The 21,432-nt window shown below is 41.5% G+C and carries 18 protein-coding genes; 17 read left to right on the forward strand and 1 reads right to left on the reverse strand.

The genetic code is table 11. The annotated features are described in order from the left end of the window. Positions 1 to 38 precede the first annotated feature (38 nt). The 12 genes from AC1XUO_RS12870 (at position 39) to cobA (ending at position 13,206) form a co-directional block, all read left to right on the forward strand. On the forward strand, positions 39 to 1,703 hold the full coding sequence (locus AC1XUO_RS12870) for a RagB/SusD family nutrient uptake outer membrane protein (protein ID WP_483330222.1): 1,665 nt from the start codon (positions 39 to 41) through the stop codon (positions 1,701 to 1,703). A gap of 105 nt (positions 1,704 to 1,808) precedes the next feature. Next, the gene (locus AC1XUO_RS12875) at positions 1,809 to 2,783 is read left to right on the forward strand and encodes a sugar phosphate isomerase/epimerase family protein (protein WP_483330223.1); all 975 of its coding nucleotides are present in this window, start codon (positions 1,809 to 1,811) and stop codon (positions 2,781 to 2,783) included. A gap of 313 nt (positions 2,784 to 3,096) precedes the next feature. Next, the gene (locus AC1XUO_RS12880; protein WP_483330224.1) at positions 3,097 to 4,272 is read left to right on the forward strand and encodes a sulfite exporter TauE/SafE family protein; all 1,176 of its coding nucleotides are present in this window, start codon (positions 3,097 to 3,099) and stop codon (positions 4,270 to 4,272) included. A gap of 156 nt (positions 4,273 to 4,428) precedes the next feature. Beyond that, the gene (locus AC1XUO_RS12885) at positions 4,429 to 5,616 is read left to right on the forward strand and encodes a trans-sulfuration enzyme family protein (protein ID WP_483330225.1); all 1,188 of its coding nucleotides are present in this window, start codon (positions 4,429 to 4,431) and stop codon (positions 5,614 to 5,616) included. 27 nt (positions 5,617 to 5,643) lie between these two features. After that, a complete protein-coding gene (locus AC1XUO_RS12890) occupies positions 5,644 to 5,991 on the forward strand; it encodes a hypothetical protein (protein WP_483330226.1) in 348 nt (115 codons plus the stop codon). Beyond that, entirely contained in the window at positions 5,988 to 6,440 is a 453-nt protein-coding gene (locus tag AC1XUO_RS12895) for a type II toxin-antitoxin system VapC family toxin (RefSeq protein ID WP_483330227.1), read from the forward strand. The genes AC1XUO_RS12890 and AC1XUO_RS12895 overlap by 4 nt, the downstream gene beginning before the upstream one ends. Positions 6,441 to 6,541: 101 nt before the next feature. Next, a complete protein-coding gene (locus tag AC1XUO_RS12900) occupies positions 6,542 to 6,769 on the forward strand; it encodes a UPF0175 family protein (protein ID WP_483330228.1) in 228 nt (75 codons plus the stop codon). Positions 6,770 to 6,912: 143 nt separating this feature from the next. Then, positions 6,913 to 7,614, forward strand: coding sequence for a phosphoadenylyl-sulfate reductase (locus AC1XUO_RS12905; protein WP_483330229.1), 702 nt, complete (start codon positions 6,913 to 6,915; stop codon positions 7,612 to 7,614). A 60-nt stretch (positions 7,615 to 7,674) separates the two neighbouring features. Further along, positions 7,675 to 8,631, forward strand: a complete 957-nt coding sequence (gene cysD, locus AC1XUO_RS12910; RefSeq protein ID WP_483330230.1) for a sulfate adenylyltransferase subunit CysD — start codon at positions 7,675 to 7,677, stop codon at positions 8,629 to 8,631. Between the two features lie 77 nt (positions 8,632 to 8,708). Continuing rightward, positions 8,709 to 9,953 carry a sulfate adenylyltransferase subunit 1 gene (locus AC1XUO_RS12915; protein WP_483330231.1) on the forward strand — a complete coding sequence of 415 codons (1,245 nt, stop codon included), beginning with the start codon at positions 8,709 to 8,711 and terminating at the stop codon, positions 9,951 to 9,953. A 78-nt stretch (positions 9,954 to 10,031) separates the two neighbouring features. Then, on the forward strand, positions 10,032 to 12,254 hold the full coding sequence (locus tag AC1XUO_RS12920) for a HEPN domain-containing protein (RefSeq protein WP_483330232.1): 2,223 nt from the start codon (positions 10,032 to 10,034) through the stop codon (positions 12,252 to 12,254). 199 nt (positions 12,255 to 12,453) lie between these two features. After that, positions 12,454 to 13,206: a uroporphyrinogen-III C-methyltransferase gene (cobA, locus tag AC1XUO_RS12925; RefSeq protein ID WP_483330233.1), complete on the forward strand. Its 753-nt coding sequence runs from the start codon at positions 12,454 to 12,456 to the stop codon at positions 13,204 to 13,206. A gap of 28 nt (positions 13,207 to 13,234) precedes the next feature. Here cobA and AC1XUO_RS12930 read toward each other — a convergent pair whose 3' ends face one another. Continuing rightward, a complete protein-coding gene (locus tag AC1XUO_RS12930) occupies positions 13,235 to 13,528 on the reverse strand; it encodes a hypothetical protein (protein WP_483330234.1) in 294 nt (97 codons plus the stop codon). Positions 13,529 to 13,628: 100 nt separating this feature from the next. On the opposite strand from AC1XUO_RS12930, the gene AC1XUO_RS12935 reads away from it, so the two are divergent. From AC1XUO_RS12935 to AC1XUO_RS12955, 5 genes are all read left to right on the forward strand, one after another. Further along, positions 13,629 to 14,543, forward strand: a complete 915-nt coding sequence (locus tag AC1XUO_RS12935) for a lysophospholipid acyltransferase family protein (RefSeq protein WP_483330235.1) — start codon at positions 13,629 to 13,631, stop codon at positions 14,541 to 14,543. 30 nt (positions 14,544 to 14,573) lie between these two features. Beyond that, the gene (locus tag AC1XUO_RS12940; protein ID WP_483330236.1) at positions 14,574 to 15,539 is read left to right on the forward strand and encodes a lysophospholipid acyltransferase family protein; all 966 of its coding nucleotides are present in this window, start codon (positions 14,574 to 14,576) and stop codon (positions 15,537 to 15,539) included. Continuing rightward, positions 15,536 to 16,522: a glycosyltransferase family 9 protein gene (locus AC1XUO_RS12945; RefSeq protein ID WP_483330237.1), complete on the forward strand. Its 987-nt coding sequence runs from the start codon at positions 15,536 to 15,538 to the stop codon at positions 16,520 to 16,522. The genes AC1XUO_RS12940 and AC1XUO_RS12945 overlap by 4 nt, the downstream gene beginning before the upstream one ends. A 41-nt stretch (positions 16,523 to 16,563) precedes the next feature. Further along, positions 16,564 to 17,463, forward strand: a complete 900-nt coding sequence (locus tag AC1XUO_RS12950) for a carbon-nitrogen hydrolase (protein WP_483330238.1) — start codon at positions 16,564 to 16,566, stop codon at positions 17,461 to 17,463. 795 nt (positions 17,464 to 18,258) lie between these two features. After that, the gene (locus AC1XUO_RS12955) at positions 18,259 to 21,417 is read left to right on the forward strand and encodes a SusC/RagA family TonB-linked outer membrane protein (RefSeq protein WP_483330239.1); all 3,159 of its coding nucleotides are present in this window, start codon (positions 18,259 to 18,261) and stop codon (positions 21,415 to 21,417) included. Positions 21,418 to 21,432: the final 15 nt, after the last annotated feature.

Here is a 21,432-nt window from a genome sequence, read left to right on the forward strand (position 1 = left end):
AAAAACAAACCGACACGGATTTTTAAAATCAGAATACTATGAAAAAGAAAATTTTAATATTCACAGCATTGGTTTGCATGGGAGTTATCACTTCCTGTAAAGAAAAATTTCTGGAAACCACACCGCTTGGTGTTGGAAATGAAGCCATGCTTTCAAACAAAACGGGTGTTAACTCAGTACTAATAGGTGCATATAGTTTACTTGATGGTGTTGGTTCTGGCGGAACATATTTTTCAGCTGTAAGTAACTGGATCTATGGAACCGTTGCTTCTGATGATGGATACAAAGGAAGTGATGTGGGTGACCTTGCCCAGATCACAACAATCGAAAAATATATCCAGCAAGCTGATATCGGCGGATTCAATGATAAGTGGGTTTCTCTGTATGACGGAGTTTCGCGCTCAAACGATGCCCTTCGTCTGATCGCAAAAGCTACTGACATGACCGACGCTGAAAAAACGCAGGCAACTGCTGAGGCAAGGTTTCTGCGTGGATGGTATCATTTTGAAGCAAAAAAGATGTGGAACATGGTCCCTTACGTAGATGAAACTGTTACGGATTATATCAACCTGCCAAACGATAAAGACATCTGGCCGATGATTGAAGCAGATTTTCAGTTTGCTGTCGACAACCTTTCTGCCACAAAGTCACAGGCTGGAAGGGCCAGCAAATGGTCTGCAAAAGCGATGCTTGCAAAAACGCACATGTATCAAAGCGATTATACCGCAGCCAAACCTTTGCTTGTTGACATTGTAACAAACGGACCGTTTTCGCTTGTTCCAAACTATCACGACAACTTCAGAATTGCCACTGAAAATAATAGTGAATCTGTTTTTGAAGTACAAATGTCCGTAGCGGATGGCGGAAGCGGAGAAAATGGAAGCTGGGGCGATAACCTGAACTTCCCTTATGGCTCAGGTCCTGGCGGATGCTGCGGGTTTTATCAGCCTTCACAAAATCTGGTAAATGCTTTCAAAACAGATGCAGATGGCTTACCTCTGTTGGACACATTCAACGATACGGATGTGAAAAATGACGAAGGTCTGGCTTCAAGTGAGCCTTTCACGCCCTATACAGGTACGCTTGACCCAAGATTAGACTGGACGGTTGGCCGTCGCGGTTTGCCTTTCCTGAACTGGGGAATTCATCCGGGTAGAAACTGGATCCGTGACCAAAGCTTTGCAGGACCTTATACTTTCAAAAAGTTTTTTGCGAACAGTGGTGATAATGCGGGTGCAGAATCTCCCCGCGCAAATGCAAACAATTATCGCGCAATCCGTTTCGCTGATATCCTGTTGATGCGTGCAGAAGTTGCTGTTGAAGAAAATGATCTTGCAACTGCATTGACAATCGTTAATCAGATCAGAACACGCGCAGCGACGGAAGTGGTAAAAAACAGTGACGGAACACCTGCTGCCAATTATCTGGTAAAACCTTATGCTTCATTTTCAAATCAGGAATATGCCAGAAAAGCGGTTCGTTTCGAGCGTCGTGTTGAGTTGGCCATGGAAGGCCACCGCCACTTTGACCTGGTTCGCTGGGGAAATGCAGACGTAGTTTTAAACGCATATCTTGCAAAGGAAAAACTAAAAAGAACATACCTTAACGGCGCAGTCTTTGTAAAAGGTAAAAGCGAATACTTTCCGATTCCGCAAGCTCAGATTGATATCATGGGCGCAAGTGTTTTAAAGCAAAATCCATAAAATATTCAGATCGCCGGGTAAAGATTTATGCCCGGCGATTTTATTTAAAATAACTATTCCTACCTTTAATTATCTTTTACCACTATTCCTAACCTTTAATATTCCATGGAAGAATCTTTAAATCCGCACGTTCAGGAAGTTTCTTCATCCCGAAGAAACTGGTTAAAAAATACTGCGCTGGCGGGTGCGGCGGTATTAGCCTCACCTGCAATCAGGGCATCTGATGCAATTGTTGAACCTGCTGCTGCAAAACGCAGATTTCCCCTCGCAGTATCGACTTATTCTTATTGGCATTTTGAAGAAAAGAAGTACCCGATTGAAAAAGTGATCGAAGATGCAGCGCGTCTTGGTTTTGACGGAGTTGAGATTCTTCACCGCCAGATGACCGATGAAAGCATCCCCTACATGAACAAGCTCAAACGGCTTGCTTTTGACAATGGGCTTTCTCTTCCCATGCTTTCAATTCACCAAAGTTTTGTTCAGCCAAAAGCAGAAGACCGGAAGAAAGATGTGGAACATACAATTCGCTGTATAAATCTGGCTGTGCAAATGGGAATTCCGTGTATACGTATGAACACGGGAAGCTGGCGGACGGTCAAGCGCGATGCCGCGTATTACAAAGACGGACAAGAACCGCCGATTCAGGGATATACTGATAAGGATGCCATAAAATGGTGTATCGATTCTTATGGTGAATGTCTTGTTGCAGCAGAAAAAGCCGGCGTTGTGCTTGCCATTGAAAACCACTGGGGCTTGTCATCCAATATCGATTATTTGCTGGAAATATATAAGCCGCTTTCATCTTCACCCGCCATGGGTATGAATGTGGATACGGGAAACTTTGTAGGAAACCCGTATCCACAGTTTGAAAGACTGGCTCCTTACGCTACAATCGTTCAGGCCAAAACATATCATGGCGGTGGTCATTTTTATGACCTGGATCTGGACTACCAGAAAGTTGCTGATATTCTGCGCAAAGCAAATTTCAAAGGCTACATATCTCTTGAAATGGAAGGGAAAGAAAATCCGGAAACGGCTGTTCCCAAAAGCCTGGAATTGTTTCGTAAAGTTTTTAGCTGACAGACGATCTTAAAGAGTTTATCATAATTTTCTTCTGTAGTTAATAAAGTGCGCTTTCTTTGAGAGCGTACTTTTTTAACGTTTTGGAAGATACTTTTAATAAAAAATATGGCGTTGATCTTGAGATGTTTGAATGCTTAAAAGAATCTGCGCCTGGTGTATAATTATTTTAAAAGAGGCCGATCTTCGATATCGATTCTTATTATTCTTTGAAAGCTAACATTTTGATACTAAATTTGCACCTCATTCAGCAAACATTAGTTTGCTATTTTATTAATACTTTACTCTATCATAATACTATACTAGATAGACTTTGAAGGACTCGTCAGAATCATTGCCCTCATCAGCTATTAAGGATCCGGATCATTGGGAATCCTTACAGGTCGCATACATATCAAGTGGTGATCCTGAAGAGGATCGCCGTTTGGCTACTATCGCGAGAGAACAGGGAAAGATAGTTTTTTTACCCGATCTACCGGATGAATCAGATTCCCGATTCAATACAGTAGCTCCGAAAGTTGAATTGCAAAACACCTCGCCCGACCTGACTAAAAGTAATACAAAACCACCGTTTTCCTGGGATCGGATCCAGGACAAAATATGGGCAGCCACTTTGCGTAAAAGAAGCCGGACGGAAATTGGCGTAAACTTGTTCGCAGCCATCGCTTTAATGATTGTCGGACATTTGATTTTCACTTACATCACTTATGACAGACTTTCTGTTCTTTGGGATGAACTGGAATTAAATGAAAGCTTTTTCTACTACATACTTGGTGGTTTCATAGCACAAATGATTGACGGAGCTTTGGGCATGGCTTATGGTGTAACGTCTGCAACATTTCTGCTTACATTGGGTGTTCCGCCTTCAGCAGTCAGTGCCAGTGTTCATGCTTCTGAGATTTTCACAAGCGGCGTTTCTGGTTATATGCACCTTAAATTTGGTAACGTTAACAGCAAGTTATTCAAGAAGATATTGATTCCGGGTGTGATTGGCGCGATTTCCGGTGCTTATTTATTGACATCACTCGAAAAATATATTTATATCATCAAGCCATTAGTGGCAGTATATACCTTAATTCTGGGAATTCTTATTATTCAAAAAGCGTTAAAGAAACGGATTGAAAAGCGACCAATCAGACAGATCGGATGGCTGGCATTTGCCGGAGGATCGCTGGATTCAATCGGTGGCGGTGGATGGGGACCTATTGTAACATCAACCTTAATTGCAAGAGGCCGTCATCCAAAATATACGATCGGATCTGTAAATCTGGCGGAGTTTTTCGTGTCACTGGCGAGTTCGGTTACCTTTATAACACTGATTGGTTTTTCTCACTGGCAGGTCGTTTTAGGGTTGATCCTGGGAGGAATGGTAGCAGCGCCAATCGCAGCAAATCTTTCCCGGAAATTGCCGATAAAAACAATGATGATCATGGTTGGAACAATCGTCATCATCGTAAGTTTGAGAATAATTTATATGGTTCTTTTTTAGCGGTTGGCAGTTAGCGATTACCCGCGAGGCGGACCGATTTTAGCACTGAACCGCAAAATTTAGCATTTAATAAAAGAGGGTTTCTAATACTCTCAGGAGATAAGAAGTATTTACTACGAGCCAAACGCTAATAGCTACAAGCTAACAGCTACATCTATGAAAAAGCAGACCAGAGCAATACGTACCCAGACAAAAAAAACACAATACCGAGAACATTCAACACCTTTGTTTTTAACCAGCAGTTTCACTTTTGAAAGTGCTGAACAAGGAAAAGCATTGTTTGAAGAAACAGAGGAAGGGAATATTTACAGCCGTTTTTCGAACCCTTCTGTTCAGGAATTTATTGATAAAGTTTGTGTGCTTGAAGATTGTGAGGATGGCGTGGCAACGGCGACAGGTATGGCTGCGGTGTTTGCAAGTATGGCTGCATTGCTGAAAAGCGGTGATCACATTCTGGCAAGCCGTGCTTTGTTTGGCTCTGCCCATCAGATCATTACACAAATTATCAGCAAATGGGGAATTACCTATACCTATCTGGACGCTGACGCAAGCGAAGCTGATTGGGAAGCTGCTGTAACGCCAAACACACGCATGGTTTACCTGGAAACGCCTTCAAATCCAGGTTTGGATCTTGTTGACCTCGAAATGATCGGCAGACTTTGCAAAAAACATAATCTGATATATAATGTCGATAACTGTTTCGCTTCTCCGGCATTACAAAATCCGGTTGATTTCGGAGCGGATCTGGTAGTGCATTCGGCAACTAAGTATATGGATGGACAAGGCCGCGTTTTGGGTGGAATTGTGGTTGGAAAAGAAGAATACATCAAACATGTACGCTTTTTCTGCCGTCACACAGGACCGTCCATGTCTCCGTTTAATGCCTGGGTATTGAGCAAAAGTCTTGAAACGCTGCATTTGAGAATGGAAAAACATTGCTCAAACGCTTTGGCTCTGGCTTCGGCTTTGGAAAAACATCCGGACGTAAAACTGGTTAAGTATCCGTTTTTAGCGTCTCACCCTCAGCATGAACTTGCAAAAGCGCAGATGAAAGCAGGTGGAGCTATCGTTACCATAGAATTGGAAGGCGGATTTGAACGTGTTTCTGCTTTTATGGATGCACTGGAAATTGCTTCTCTTTCTTCAAATCTTGGTGATACGAGAACAATTGTTACTAATCCGTTCACAACGACACATGCGAAACTGAAAGCAGACGAAAAGCTGTCATTAGGAATCACAGAAGGCTTAATCCGTATTTCTGTTGGTCTGGAAGATATTGAAGACCTGATCGAGGATTTCACAAATGCTGTCGAAGTGTCGGTCAAAAGTGATATATTAGAGTAAAAATCAATAGATTAAATTGGTCATACTATGAAAACACTAACCATCCATTTGCCGGAAGATTTCGAGAAGGAGAAGGTATTGCTTTCAATTGCCGGCCAACTTTATCAGCAAGGAGCGTTGTCCGCAAAGCAGGCGACTGATTTGGCTGGTGTTACGATGAACGAATTGGTTTATAGTACACTTTCAGATGATGATCCTTTGAAATCTATGATCAGTAATCCAGCGGATAAAAATTTGTCATTTGAAGATCGAATTGAAAAACTGAAAAGTAAACAACAATATAAAGGCTTAAATAAAGAAAGGCTTGAAGCTCTAAGAGATGCAATTGATATTCAGGAGCCCCTTGAAGTTCTTCTTTCGCAATTGACAAAATGAGATATGTCCTGGACACTAATGTCATCCTGGCATATTTGAGAAAACATTCAATCTGGGATTTAATTGAATTGCAGCTTGGAATATTTGAAACAGATTCGGATGTATATATTCCAGCAGTCGTAATAGGAGAATTAAGATCGCTTGCTGTTCAAAATAAATGGGGATTTAACAAGAGGCGAGAGCTGGAAATATTCGCAAAAGAATTTACAATAATCGATTTCATAACAGAGGAAATCATAAATTCTTACGCAGAAATAGATGCTTTCAGCCAGGGAAGACTGGAAGAAAAACCACTTACAGGTTCTTCAAGAAATATGGGCAAGAACGATTTATGGATTGCAGCGACGGCCAGTGTTTTAAATGCAACATTGATAACAACAGATAAAGATTTTCAACATTTGCACACGCACTTTTTGGAAGTTGCATATTTTGATTTAAATAAAAATTAGGTTGCACAGAAAGAAATAAGGCCGGCTCTGCAATTAATAGAGCTAACATTTAACTCTTAGATTTTGCAAGCTTGATTTATAATCATACAAAATCACTTACTATGAAAACGCTAACCATCAATTTACCAGAAGCAGTAGAATCAGAAGAATTTGAATTGAAGATGCTTCTTGCAGGCCAGCTATACGAACGAGGAAAAGTTACCCTTGGTCAGGCGGCCGATATTGTTGGGATTAGTAAAGTTACTTTTATAGAAATTATGGGACGCTTTGGATTTTCCTTATTTGGGGATTCAGTTGAAGAATTAAAAATAGACATTCTTAGCGCATAAAATAAACATTAGGTTACACAGAGTTCCACAGAGAAAAAAAGAGCGGACGGCGCGCGGATACACAGAGATAAAACTAAAAACTCCGTGCCCCTCCTTTTGAAGCTCCAATTTCCTCTGTGTAAAAAAATACAAGGCGAATCACCATGAACACAAACATAGACGCATTAACCGCCGCCCTTGAAGGCAAAAGCGAAATTGAATCGCTTACAATTCTGGCAGATCTTTTTCCGGGTCAGGTCGTATTTTCTACCAGCCTTGGTTATGAAGATCAGGTTATTACAGATTTTATTCTAAAGAATAATCTGGATATCAGCATTTTCACTTTGGATACCGGAAGAATGTTTAACGAAACGTACATGACGCTTCAAAAAACAAACAATCGGTATGATACCAAAATAAAGGCATACTATCCTCAAACGGATTCTGCGGAGGCTTTACTTAGTACAAAGGGCCCTTTAAGTTTTTACGATTCTGTTGAAAACCGCAAGGAATGTTGCTTTATCCGTAAGGTTGAGCCTTTGAACAGAGCTTTGAAAGGAGCAAAAATCTGGGTTACCGGTATCCGGGCAGAGCAGTCAGGAAATCGTCAGGCTATGCATAAGCTGGAAATTGATGAGGCACATGACCTGATCAAATTCCACCCGATTCTGGATTGGAGTTTCGAGGAAGTAAAAACCTATGTAAAATCGAATGGCATTCCTTACAATCCGTTGCACGACAAAGGTTTTGTAAGTATTGGCTGCGCACCTTGTACACGTGCCATCCAGGAAGGCGAAGATTTCCGCGCCGGACGTTGGTGGTGGGAAGATGAGTCGAAGAAAGAATGTGGTTTGCACGCGAAGTAATAAAAGCATCCCAATGCTACGTAAATAAAGAAGAAGTATTAAATGTCTAATGAAGTAAGTATGTCAATTTCAGTAAAAGAGGCGTCGGATCTTAGCGACCAAGGAAATATTGACCGTAGTAAACCGGACTACCTGGATCAGCTAGAGGCAGAGGCGATTTACATTATGCGTGAAGTGGCTGGTCAGTTTGAACGTCCGGCGTTACTATTTTCAGGAGGAAAAGATTCAATAACCCTGGTTCGTCTTGCTCAAAAAGCATTTGCTCCGGGTAAAATTCCATTTCCGTTAGTTCATATTGATACGGGCCATAACTTCGTGGAAGCTACGGATTACCGTGATATGCTTGCTGAAAAAACAGGTTCGAAACTGATCGTTCGTTATGTGGAAGATACCATCAAAGCGAAAAATCTGAAAGAACCGACTGGTAAAAACGCGAGCCGTAACTGGTTGCAGACTTTTACTTTACTAGACACAATTGAAGAATTCGGATTTGACGCCTGCATCGGTGGTGCGCGTCGTGATGAAGAAAAAGCACGTGCGAAAGAGCGCATTTTCTCTTTCCGCGATGAGTTCGGACAATGGGATCCAAAACGTCAGAGACCTGAACTTTGGAACCTTTTCAACGGGCGCATTCATAAAGGCGAAAACGTACGTGTTTTCCCGATTTCCAACTGGACTGAATTAGACGTTTGGGCATATCTTCAAAGAGAAGGAATTACACTTCCAAGCATTTATTTCGCTCACGAACGTGAGTGTATTTTGCGCGACGGACGTCTGTTATACAATACGCCGGTAATCGAAAAAGATCCGGAAGATCAGATTGTAACCAGACAAGTTCGTTTCCGTACGGTGGGTGATATGACTTGTACCGCAGCCGTGGAATCAAGCGCAGCAACATTGGAAGAAGTAATTGCTGAAATCACAGTTTCCAGAATCAGCGAACGCGGCGAAACCCGCATCGACGATCAGCAAACAGAAGCTGCGATGGAAGACCGTAAAAAAGGAGGATATTTCTAAACAATGAGAAACTGACAGAAAGCTCATCAGAGCCCATTCACTCATTCTATCATTCTCTCATTCATAATTAAAACAAGGTGGATTTACTAAGATTTATAACAGCAGGTTCCGTAGACGACGGTAAAAGTACGTTAATCGGGCGTTTGCTTTTTGATACAAAAAATATTCTGGCAGATCAGATGGAAGCCATCGAACGCGCCAGCAAAAGCCGAAATGATGGTGAAATCGATTTGGCTCTTTTAACGGACGGACTTCGTTCTGAACGTGAACAAGGCATTACGATCGATGTAGCTTACAAATATTTCCAGACGCCAAACCGTAAATTTATTTCGATCGATGCGCCGGGACATATTCAGTATACCCGTAACATGGTTACTGGTGCTTCGAATGCAGATCTGGCGATTATTCTGGTTGATGCCCGTCATGGTGTTGCTGAACAAACCCGCCGTCACTCGCTGATTGCTTCCATGTTGGGAATTCCTCACGTGGTTGTGGCGATCAATAAAATGGATCTGGTTGGCAATTCGGAAGATGCGTTTTTGGAAATTGCTAAAACATACCAGGATCTTGCCCAGAAACTGAACATTAAAGATTTGACGATTATCCCGGTTAGCGCGCTGAACGGAGATAATATTGTTGACAGATCTAAAAATATGCCTTGGTATACAGGCGAAACATTGTTGTCAGTCCTTGAAACCGTAAATGTTTTAAAAGACAAAAACACGACAGACGGACGTTTCTCTGTACAATATGTGATCCGTCCTCAGACTGAGGAATTACATGATTACCGTGGTTATGCGGGCCGTTTGCAAAGCGGTTCTTTGAGAAAAGGCGAAGCTGTTAAAATTTTGCCGTCCGGCACAGAATCAAAGATCGCAAGAATTGAATTCGGCGGACAGGAAATTATCGAAGCAGGCGTTTTTGAATCGGTTACCATTCTTCTGGAAGACGATGTGGACATCAGCCGCGGTGATATGATCGTTTCAGTTGACAATTCGCCAATCGTAAGTCAGGACATCGAAGCATTGGTTTGCTGGATGGATGACCGCAAGACACTGAAAGCCGGCGACAAATATCTCCTTCAGCACGGAACTGCAAGAACAAAATGCTCTGTTAGAAGCATAGAATATCAGATCGATATCAATTCCTACGAAAAACTGGATGAGGTTGAAAGTTTGAAATTAAACGATGTCGCAAGAATTGTTTTAAGAACAGCGCAACCGATCGCTTACGACCCATATCAGCAAAACAGAGCCAATGGCGCTGCTATTCTGATTGACGAAACGTCGAATGTTACCGTAGGCGCTTGTATGGTTGAATAAAAGGAGCGGATCTCCCGCACCTTTTTTCCCGATATACAGTTAATATACTATTCCGATAGGTTATAAGAATACATCACCATGAATAATTTAGTAATTACAGACAAAGTATCAGCCGCAGCAAAACGTGATATTGTTGATTTACAAAACAAGATCAATGCGTTTAATACGGGTGAAACGCCGGAGGAAGCTTTTCGTAAGTTTCGTCTGACGCGCGGTGTATACGGTCAGCGCCAGCCAGGCGTGCAGATGATCCGTATTAAACTGCCTTATGGACGTATCACGGCGGATCAGCTTGTTCGCATTGCAGATACTTCCGACAAATTTGCTACCGGAAATTTGCATGCAACAACGCGTCAGGATATTCAGCTGCACTTTGTAAAACTTTCGGATTCACCACAACTTTGGTCGGACCTGGAAGATGCTGGAATTACGCTGAAAGAAGCATGTGGAAATACAATCCGTAACGTAACGGCTTCGTCGGTAGCAGGTATTGACCCGGACGAACCTTTTGATGTTACACCAATAACACATTCGATTTTTACTTATTTCCTTCGCAATCCGATCAATCAGGATATGGGAAGGAAATTCAAAATAGCGGTTTCTTCTTCTGAAAAAGATTCTGCCCTGGCGTTTATTCACGATGTTGGCCTGATTGCCAAAATGGGAACAAACGAAGCAGGAGAAGAAGTAAAAGGTTTCAAAGTTTTGATTGGCGGAGGTTTAGGCGCGCAGCCTTTCTCTGCACAAACTGCTTTTGAATTCCTTGAAGAAAAAGATGTTATTCCTTTCATTGAAGCCTTGCTTCGTGTTTTTGACCGTTACGGAGAACGTGTTCGTCGCCATAAAGCGCGTATGAAATTCCTTTTGAACGATCTTGGATTGGAAGGAATGATGGCGAAAGTGGAGGAAGAACGCATTGCCGTAAAAAACAAAATTTTCCAGATTCCGGATGATTTATTCGGTACCAACGAAGCAGAATCAATCAACCACGCTCCTCGCCCATCGTTGAGTGAAGAAGAAATTTTTAAAATTGCTTCTGAAAGTGTTTCAGACATTTCTGAATTCACAAAATGGTTGAAAACCAATACTCTTGAACAAAAACAAAAAGGTTGGTATGCGGTTCAATTACGTGTTTTGTTAGGGGATATGCATTCTGACACTGCGCGTTCTTTGGCTAATATTGTACGTCAATATGCTGCCGATGATATCCGTGTAACGGTTAACCAAGGATATATTCTTCGTTTTATTAAAGGTGAAGACCTTGTATCAGTATATAATGAACTTGCAAAATTAGGATTGGTCAACCCTGGTTTTGACAGCACGATGGACATTACAACTTGCCCGGGAACAGATACTTGTAATCTTGCCATCACGAGCAGTTACGGAATCACGCGTGTGCTGGAAGATGTCATGAAGGATGAATTTCCTGAAATGATTTACAACCAGGATATCAAGATCAAAATCAGCGGTTGTATGAATGGCTGTGGCCAGCATAACGCTTCTAACATTGGTTTCCACGGAAGCTCTATTAAAAATGGAAAACTGGTTTTGCCAGCTCTTCAGGTTTTGTTAGGTGGTGGCTTTTCCGGAGACGGAATTGGTTTGATTGGCGATAAAGTGATTAAGGTTCCTGCGAAACGAGGACCGGAAGCACTTCGTACGATCTTCAACGATTACGAGTCAAATGCGTACGACGGAGAATATTTCAACCAATATTACGCACGTCAGACTAAGAATTATTTCTTCCAGCTTTTGAAACCAATTGCAGATCTTTCTACAATTCAGGAAGATGATTACCGCGACTGGGATCATGACGAAATATTCAAAACTGAAATCGGCGTTGGTGAATGTGCCAGCGTTTTGGTGGATTTAGTAGCTACGACGATCACAGAAGGACAGGAAAAGTTAAATCTTGCCAAAGAAAACTTCGAATCAAAAATCTGGGCTGATGCGATTTATCATGCTTATAATGTTTTGATCACGGGTGCAAAAGGATTGTTGATGACGAAAGATGTGAGCACAAATACACAGTATGGCATCATCAACGATTTCGAAAGTAACTTCGGAAAAGAATTCAAATATGAAATTCCGGCTGAATACGTTCTTCCGGATTCAGAAGAAACACCTTTCCGTTCGCTTGCTTTCAGTATCAACAAATTCGAACCAACCGAAGAATTTGCCACTTATTTTGTAAAAACAGCAGAAGACTTTTTGAACTTCGTTCGAAATACACGCGGAGCTCAGTTAATGGAAACAGGAGAACCTGTTTTGCAGGAACTTTCGTTCGGAAAAGATTCATAATATTGTGGCTGTCGGCTTTCGGCAGTCCGCTATCAATTGGTAGCTAATATTTAGTTTAGTGCGAGAAGTCAAATTTTAAAAACTGACTTCTCGCACTAATTACTAATCTTCTCCTATTCATCGATTTCCGCATAAGCCAGGAATTCGTATTAAATAACCCACTGACAGCTGATCGCCGAAAGCCGACAGCCATTTCCCCATGAAACTTACATTAATCGGTGCCGGTCCCGGCGATCCTGATCTGATCACTTTAAAAGGAATTAAAGCATTACAAACTGCAAAAGTTGTGCTTTATGATGCGCTTGTGCATCCGTCCATCCTTGATCATTGTCCGGAAGATTGTTTAAAAATTCATGTTGGAAAACGCTTTGGGAAAGTTAGCTGCGGACAGGATGAAATCAATAAACTGATTGTAGCTTCTGCCAGCGAATACGGCGAAGTTATCCGTTTGAAAGGCGGCGATTCTTTTATTTTCGGTCGTGGTTATGAAGAAATCGAATATGCTGCCCAATATGGTGTTGAGTCGGAAGTAATTCCCGGCATTTCAAGTACTTATGCGGTTCCGGCTCTGGCAGGAATTCCTTTGACTTCACGTGGCGTGAGCGAAAGCTTCTGGGTTGTTACCGGAACGACAAAATCTCATGAACTATCCGCAGATCTTCCCTGGGCAGCATGCTCTTCTGCGACGGTTGTGATTTTAATGGGCACGCATAAACTGGAAGAAATTATTACGATTTATGCTGATCTTGATAAATTTGACGAACCCATCGCCATCATTCAAAACGGATCGTTACCGGAGCAGAAAATTGTTTTAGGAACGATTGGAAATATTTTAATGCTGGCCAAAGAAGCAGAAATCAAATCCCCAGCCGTTATCGTCATTGGAAAAGTTGCAGCGCTTCCTGGTTTAACGTTTCAGAAAATTGAAGAAATAGTGAACAAGCAGATTTAATAAGAGATCCGTTTGTTGGTAATGTTCTTTATAAAATGAAGAAATAAATAACGCCTGCAAGTACAAGGTAGCTTACAAAAAGCCACTTTTTCTTATACTCATAAGCTTCACGGTTGTGGAAATAATCAAAAACCATAGAAGCTGACAATCCCACCACCATCAATACAACGGAAAAAACTCCGCAGTCCAGACGGTAGTGTTTGTAGGCATGCAGCGCAGGCGCGCCAAGTGCCAGATACATCAGCCACATACCGAATCCCATCCGATACAGATATACGCTGAGGCGACGATCATTCTTTATGTCAAATAAGCTTTCTAACACAGATACGCTTTTGATTGGTCTAGTGAAGCTAGCTAATTTTAAAAACAAATGCTAATTTTTAATACACATACGTTATATGTAATATTGCAAAAAATTATATATGAATAAACTAGTTGCAAAAACTTCAATTTTCTTTCTGAATTCCATTGCCGGCCTTTCCTGGAAAAATACATTCCGGGTATCCACTGCGCTCAGCTGGCTGATTTTTGATGTGATAGGTTATCGCAAAAAAGTTATTGATGAAAATCTTAAAAACAGCTTTCCTGACAAATCAGCAAAAGAACTTGAAGTCATTGCACAAAACTTTTACATTCATTTCACCGACCTGATCCTTGAAACTTTAAAGTTTCGCACTGCGTCTCCGGAAGTGATCAGAGAAAGGCTTCAGGGTGATCTGACTATTGTTAACGATTTATATAAACAAAATAAAAGCGCCATTTTTCTCATGGGCCACCGTGGAAACTGGGAACTTGCCAATTTGTTTTCTTCGCTGGAATTTTCTCATGATTGTATCGTGGTTTACAGGCCTTTGCAAAACAAGGCTTTTGACAAATGGTTTCTTGATTATCGCACAAGATTCGGGGCGAAACTGGTGCCCATGGATAAGATTTTCAAAGAGCTCTTAACACCCCGCGAAAAACCCTTTGTGGTTGTTCTTGCCAACGATCAGTCTGCAAATCCGAAGACCGCTTTTTGGACTAAATTCCTGAATCAGGATACTGGAATTTTCCGTGGTGTTGAGGCAATTGCAAGAAAACTGAATCTTCCTGTACTATACGCAGAATTCAGCAAAATCGAGAACAAAAGAGGTTATTATCATGTTGACATTACAACGATAACCGAGAAGCCGAAGGAAGTCCCTGTCAACGGGATTCTGGAAAAGCAGATTCAGATTTTGGAACAGGATATCAGACTTCAGCCACACAATTGGTTGTGGAGCCACAGACGCTGGAAACATTGTAAACCCGAATGTCTGAAGCCTGAACAATTACTAGATTTAGTACCCCGGCGATAGTTACGGGCCATTTCCATATCTCCTTCTAAAATGACTAGTGCGGTTATTCATACCAACACGGTCATTTTAAGTAAGTCATGTATGGAAAATTTCCTTACCCGCATTATCATTAAACTCCTGGACGGCGTTTCCAGATTTTCCTGGAAATCCATCTATCGCCTCTCCGACATCCTTCGCTTTTTCATTTTTGATGTATTTCATTATCGTCAAAAGGTGATATTAACCAATCTCCGAAACAGTTTCCCACAGGAAGATGAAAACACGATCCGGGCAATCGCGAAAAAATACTATCAGAACTTTACAGACATCATTTTTGAAACGATCAAATTAAGAAGCATTTCCAAAAGTGATTTACTAAGTCGCTTTGAAGCGGATTCAGATATTCTGGATTACTATTATGCTCAGAAAAAGAACCTGGTCGTTGTAGCCGGGCATCTCGGAAACTGGGAAATGCTCAACCTTTTTGGCTCGGTCCGTTTTCGTTATCAAATGGTTGTAGTATACCATCAGCTTGCCAACCAGACATTTGACAACTGGTTTAAGGATGTCCGGACGCAGTTTGGTACAGAAATGGTGCCCATGGAAGAAGCTTTTCAGCGTGCATTAAGTCCGCGTGAAAAACCGTTTCTCTTTATCCTCATCAATGATCAGTCACCTGCGCCGGAACGTGCTTACTGGACAACTTTTTTAAACCAGGACACGGGCGTTTTTCGTGGCGTTGAGCTTATCGCCAGAAAACTTAATGCACCAGTCTTGTATATGGGTGTTTTAAGGAATAATTTTAAGCGGGGATTTTACAAATTCTATTTCCGGCTTATCACAGAAACCCCGAAACAAGAGCCGACAAATTATATTCTTCAAAGACAAATTTCGTTTTTAGAAGAGGATATTGTAAGGCAACCGGACAACTGGCTGTGGAGCCACAAACGTTGGAAACACAAACGGCCGCAAGTATTGCACCGGGATCAAACATTGGAAGTAAAAGATAAATCGTGAACAAACCTGTCAAGTTTTTAATCCTCCGCTTTTCCTCGATCGGCGATATCGTTCTGACTACTCCCGTTATACGTTGTCTGAAACAGCAATATCCGGAAGCTGAAATTCATTATTTCACCAAAAGTAAATTCGGTTTTCTGCTGGAAGATAATCCTAATGTGGATAAAATCTGGCTGCTGGATGGGAGTCTGAATAAAATGATCAAGGAATTGCGTGCTGAAAACTTTGATTATATCATCGATCTGCATACCAATTTACGAACACTGCATATCAAACTGGCACTTTTCCAGCGGTCCTTTTCTTTCAAAAAATTGAATGCGCAGAAATGGCTGCAAACACAGTTTAAAATAAATTATCTGCCGGACATTCATATCGTGGACCGGTATCTGGACACGGTTATACCATTAGGCGTCAAAAATGATGATCTCGGTCTGGATTATTTTATTCCCTATAAAGACAAAGTAGAAAGAGACTGGATTCCAGAAACGCACCAGAAAGATTTTGTAGCCTATGCTATCGGCGGACAGCATACGACTAAAAAACTTCCGGTTCACCGGATGATCGAACTATGCAGGAAAATTAATTCCCCGATCATCTTATTGGGTGGAAAAGAAGATTTCGAAGCGGGGGAAGAAATCAGGAAGGCAATTGGCGACAGGTTGATTTTCAACGGTTGTGGAAAATATAATTTCAATCAATCCGCATCGCTGATAGAACAATCATTCATCGTTTTTTCCCATGATACCGGATTGATGCATGTGGCCGCAGCGTTTAAAAAGAAAGTTTATTCAATCTGGGGCAATACGGTGCCTGCTTTTGGCATGTATCCTTACAAAACGGCTTTTGAAGTAATAGAAAATAATGACCTCGACTGCCGTCCTTGTTCCAAGATCGGTTATAAACAATGTCCAAAAAAACATTTCAATTGCATGAACAAGCTCTCCTTCGATTTTGATATCAAAGAACTTCCATTCAGTAAATAATGTTTTTAAATCCGATTACTCAATCAACATAAACAACCGGAATGAACAAGAAAGTAAATATCGGAATCGTTCAGATGAGCTGTTCCGCGGATGTAGAAGATAATTTTGAAAAAGCTAAGTCTAAAATAAGAGAAGCGGCTGCAAAAGGAGCACAAATTGTTTGTTTGCAGGAGCTTTTTAAATCATTATATTTTTGCGACGTTGAAGACCACAAAAACTTTGAACTCGCAGAAGCCATACCTGGTCCTTCCACGGAATCTTTAAGTTCGCTGGCAAAAGAACTGGGTGTCGTTATTATTGCTTCTTTATTTGAAAAACGTGCCCATGGTTTATATCATAACACCACCGCAGTTCTTGACGCGGACGGGTCATATTTAGGAAAGTACCGTAAAATGCATATTCCGGATGATCCCGGCTACTATGAGAAGTTTTATTTCACGCCTGGTGATGCGTCACTGGAAGAATCTGACACAAACGGATACCGGACTTTCGATACAAAATTTGCTAAAATAGGCGTTTTGATATGCTGGGATCAATGGTACCCTGAAGCAGCCCGTATCACAAGTTTGATGGGAGCCGAAATTTTGTTCTATCCAACAGCCATTGGATGGGATACCAATGAAACGGACCCGGTTATCAACGACGAACAATATGGCGCATGGCAAACAATCCAGCGGAGTCACGCAGTGGCTAATGGCGTTTTCGTTGTTTCGGTTAATCGTGTTGGCCGGGAAGCTGACCAGCAATTCTGGGGCGGCTCCTTTATCGCTAACCCACATGGACGTCTGTTATATCTCGCTCCGCACATTGAAGAAATTGTTCACGTTGAAGAAATCGATCTGCAAAAACTGGATCATTACAGAACAACCTGGCCATTCTTCCGTGACCGACGCGTGGATTCCTACAAACCAATCCTAAGTCGTTACCTCGACGGAAAATAAGTTACCACAAATATAATTATTCCGATATTACAAAAGGATTGCCCTGTGCAATCCTTTTTTCGTTTTCACATTATTCAAAACCTATTTTCTTAATTTTTGCAAAAAATATAAATTATTTTAACGAAATTTAAACTCAATTTCCGCGTTTTTACAAAAATTAATGCGTATATAGGTAAATTTAGAACTTATAAAATTCGAACTACTTTGTTTAAGATTAACTCTATTAAGCTTATAGATTGGATCAAAGTAAGATAATTTTAATTAAATATAAGTAAAATGCAATGTTATTCGCCAATAACCTCTATCAACCAATTATTATTGCAATAAAATTCAATTTTTAAATAATTTCTCTTGCATTTGTTCACTTTGTCAGTATATTTGAAATGTCATTAAACGAATGACTAGACTTCTTAACTGTCAGATATATTCCAGCCGCACTGAATATATCTAGTGTAAGAAGGGGAACACGATCCTCTAAATCTGTTCGATCCCGAAGGGACGACAGCAAAGAAGTTCTGCCTTTTTACAGAAAATATTAATAATGAATTACCTGTCAGCGTGGACAAACATTTTTATCAAAACCTGGACCTGGTTGCCAGTATTCAGAAAGATTCCACTGTTTGTCCTCGATTAAGAGGGTATTGCTTTCCGGAAAAGCAGTTTTGTAAGCTTATGGCTGTGCTGTTCTGTCCATGCGAAAGTGTGTGCGGCGCACAGAAACGTGGACACCACAGCCATAACTTTTTTTACCGACTCTACTAATAGTACTCACCTAATTAATTTAACCGGATTCCCATGCGTAAAACTTTACTATTGTTCTTATGGGCCTGTCTGCTTTCTCCGATTGTCAATGCACAAACGCGCGAAATTAGTGGAAAGGTAACTGCGGCCGATGATGGTCTGGGACTAGCTGGTGCTTCTATTATTTACAAAGGCACAAATACGGGTACAAATGCTGATGCTGACGGAAAATTCTCTTTTTCTATTCCTGGCGACGGCGTTTTGGTTGTTTCTTATGTTGGTTTTTTAATTAAAGAGATTCCTGTTGGGAACCAATCTGTTTTTGACATCAAATTAGATGCTGACACGCGCCAATTGGCAGAAGTTGTGGTTACAGCTTTTGGTATTGAGCGTGAAAGAAAAGCATTAGGATATACGGTTCAGGAAGTGAAAGGTTCAAGCCTTACTGAATCACGTTCAACGAACGTAGCAAACGCACTTTCCGGCAAGATTGCCGGTGTGAGAATTCAGTCGAACGGCGGCCCTGGAAGTGGTTCTACCATCCAGATCCGTGGCGCTGGTTCTATTTCCGGTAACAACCAGCCTCTTATTGTAATTGACGGTGTGCCGATGCAACAGGCGTCAGCAACATCTACATCAAACCAGTATGGTGGCGGTATGTCAGAAGTTAACCCTGATAACATTAAAGAGATTTCTGTTTTGAAAGGTCCGAACGCAGCAGCTTTATATGGTTCTCGTGCAGCCAACGGTGTTATTTTGATAACTACCAAAAATGGTAAAGGCACAAAAGGAATTGGCGTTGAAGTCAATTCTAACGTAACCTTTGAGCGCCCATGGATCAAGCCTAAATTCCAAAACACTTATGGTGGTGGAAATGGTTACAGAACCTGGTATAACAATGGATGGAGCGGCGCAATCACCGACCCGCTCGAAATTCAACAATACCGCGCGGCTTACGGACCGACTGCACCTCTTTCAGGAACGGCAGGAACAGATGAAAGCTGGGGAGCACCGATGGACGGCCGTTTAGTAAGACAATGGTGGACAGGAAATGATGTAGCTCCGTTAACTCCGCAGCCAGACAACTGGGATGAATTCTGGAACACTGGTAGCACAATTTCAAACAGCGTCGCTGTTTCAGGTGGAAACGACCAAGGTTATTTCCGTTTAGGGTTAGGTCATACAAAACAGAGCGGGATCGCTTATTACAATGATTTCCACCGTTACAATATGAAAATTAACTCTGGTTATAACATGACCAAGAATTTCAGTGTAGCGCTATCTGCTGAATACATCAAGTCAGGTGCTGATAACCGCGGATATACATCTGGCCAGGAATTTATCTGGGCTCACAGACACGTATCCTGGAAACAGCTTCGTAACTACGAACAGTATACTTCTACGCACAATCAAATCCCAGGAGATACTGATCCGCCAAACTGGCAGCATACATTCTTCACTAACCCCTATTTCTCTCAGAGAAATCTTACAAGTGGAAATGACAAAGACAGACTATTGGGAAATATTTCTTTCAACTACAAAATCCTTCCTTCATTGAGCGTGATGCTTCGGACAGGAACAGACGTTTGGAGTGATACCCGTATCAATGTTACAAACTTTGAAAGAGTAAGAAACGGCACTAAAACACCTGGCAGATATAACGAGGAAGTTTTGCGGAATCAGGAAACAAATACAGACGTTATTTTCACATTCAACAAAGATGTAACGAAAGATTTTGCTTTAAATCTTCAGGCTGGTGCGATCAAAAGAACCAACAATTACAAGAGAAACTATTTCGCAGTTGGTGAGCTGGTTGTAGATGGCGTATACAACGCAGCAAACTCAATCCCGAGTTTGAACACCATCCAAAGTACAATCACCAAGTCGGAAAACCAGAGTGTTTTTGGTGCAGCTCAAATCGGTTGGAGAAATCAATTGTTCATGGATTTGACAGCAAGAAATGACTGGTCAAGTACATTGCCTTCGAACAACAACTCTTACTTCTACCCTTCCGTTTCGTTAAGCGCCGTACTGACAGACATTTTTGATGTACAAAGCAATGTTCTGAGTTTCGCAAAACTTCGTGCAAGTTTAGCGCAAGTGGGTAATGATGCGGATCCATACGCCTTGCAGCAGACTTTCACTGCGAACGGTTCATGGAATGGTAGCATGAGTAAATTTGCTGAGGCTGTAAAAATCGCAAACGCTACTTTAAAGCCTGAAATTACAACGGGTAAAGAATTTGGAGCTGATTTGAGATTCTTTAAAGGAAAAATAGGTCTTGATATGACTTATTACAGTCAGAGTACGAGAGATCAGATCCTTGCAGTTGAGATTTCAAAAGCAAGTGGTTATGACACCCGCGTTCTAAATGCGGGAGAGATCACTAACAAAGGAGTTGAGATTATGTTGACTGCTAACCCGGTTAAATTATCAAATGGCTTCTCATGGGATATCGCAGTTAACTTTGCTAAAAACAAAAATAAAGTTGTCGCACTTGCAGAGGGTCTTACAACCTACACGCTTGCTACACAACGCGGTATGACATCAGAAGCAAGAATCGGAGAAGCTTATGGTACTTACTACGGAAAAGGCTGGTTACGCTCACCTGATGGCGAAGTAATTTATGCCAACGGTTTACCACAAGTTGCACCTGGAACAATCAAACTTGGCAACATCCAGCCAGACTGGACAGGTGGTGTTTCCAATACATTTACCTACAAAGGTGTAACCGTTTCAGCTTTGGTTGACGTTCGTATGGGCGGTGATATTTTCGACGAAGGAACAGGAACAGGTCGCTGGACTGGTCAGTATGAAGAAACTGCTATCGGGCGTGAAGAAGGTGTGATCGGAGACGGTGTTAAACAAATGGCTGATGGAACATTCGCAAAAAATGATATCATCATTCCTGCAAAAGAGTTTTACGCTTATAACAATCCTCGTAACTACCACGAAGCAGCAATTTTCGACGCAAGTTATGTGAAGCTACGTGAATTGACACTTGGATATAGCCTGCCTCCTTACCTTTTGAAGAAAACATTCTTCCAGACTGCTAAACTTTCACTGGTTGGACGTAACGTATGGATGATCTTCAAAAACACACCGCATGTGGATCCTGAGTTTGATTCAAAAGGCGGAAACGCGCAGGGATTTGGTTATGGCCAGCTTCCGAGTTCAAGAAGTATGGGTGTTAATTTAAGCTTTTCATTCTAATCTTCCTGTTGATCC

The organism is Dyadobacter sp. HNCC25DJ186 (assembly GCF_056895235.1).

What these genes read in the sequence shown, in the direction of transcription:
- AC1XUO_RS12870 (WP_483330222.1), top strand. Translation starts at nt 39, where the DNA reads ATGAAAAAGAAAATTTTAATATTCACAGCATTGGTTTGCATGGGAGTT.
- AC1XUO_RS12875 (WP_483330223.1), top strand. Translation starts at nt 1,809, where the DNA reads ATGGAAGAATCTTTAAATCCGCACGTTCAGGAAGTTTCTTCATCCCGA.
- AC1XUO_RS12885 (WP_483330225.1), top strand. Translation starts at nt 4,429, where the DNA reads ATGAAAAAGCAGACCAGAGCAATACGTACCCAGACAAAAAAAACACAA.
- AC1XUO_RS12890 (WP_483330226.1), top strand. Translation starts at nt 5,644, where the DNA reads ATGAAAACACTAACCATCCATTTGCCGGAAGATTTCGAGAAGGAGAAG.
- AC1XUO_RS12895 (WP_483330227.1), top strand. Translation starts at nt 5,988, where the DNA reads ATGAGATATGTCCTGGACACTAATGTCATCCTGGCATATTTGAGAAAA.
- AC1XUO_RS12900 (WP_483330228.1), top strand. Translation starts at nt 6,542, where the DNA reads ATGAAAACGCTAACCATCAATTTACCAGAAGCAGTAGAATCAGAAGAA.
- AC1XUO_RS12905 (WP_483330229.1), top strand. Translation starts at nt 6,913, where the DNA reads ATGAACACAAACATAGACGCATTAACCGCCGCCCTTGAAGGCAAAAGC.
- cysD (WP_483330230.1), top strand. Translation starts at nt 7,675, where the DNA reads ATGTCAATTTCAGTAAAAGAGGCGTCGGATCTTAGCGACCAAGGAAAT.
- AC1XUO_RS12920 (WP_483330232.1), top strand. Translation starts at nt 10,032, where the DNA reads ATGAATAATTTAGTAATTACAGACAAAGTATCAGCCGCAGCAAAACGT.
- cobA (WP_483330233.1), top strand. Translation starts at nt 12,454, where the DNA reads ATGAAACTTACATTAATCGGTGCCGGTCCCGGCGATCCTGATCTGATC.
- AC1XUO_RS12935 (WP_483330235.1), top strand. Translation starts at nt 13,629, where the DNA reads ATGAATAAACTAGTTGCAAAAACTTCAATTTTCTTTCTGAATTCCATT.
- AC1XUO_RS12940 (WP_483330236.1), top strand. Translation starts at nt 14,574, where the DNA reads ATGACTAGTGCGGTTATTCATACCAACACGGTCATTTTAAGTAAGTCA.
- AC1XUO_RS12950 (WP_483330238.1), top strand. Translation starts at nt 16,564, where the DNA reads ATGAACAAGAAAGTAAATATCGGAATCGTTCAGATGAGCTGTTCCGCG.
- AC1XUO_RS12955 (WP_483330239.1), top strand. Translation starts at nt 18,259, where the DNA reads ATGCGTAAAACTTTACTATTGTTCTTATGGGCCTGTCTGCTTTCTCCG.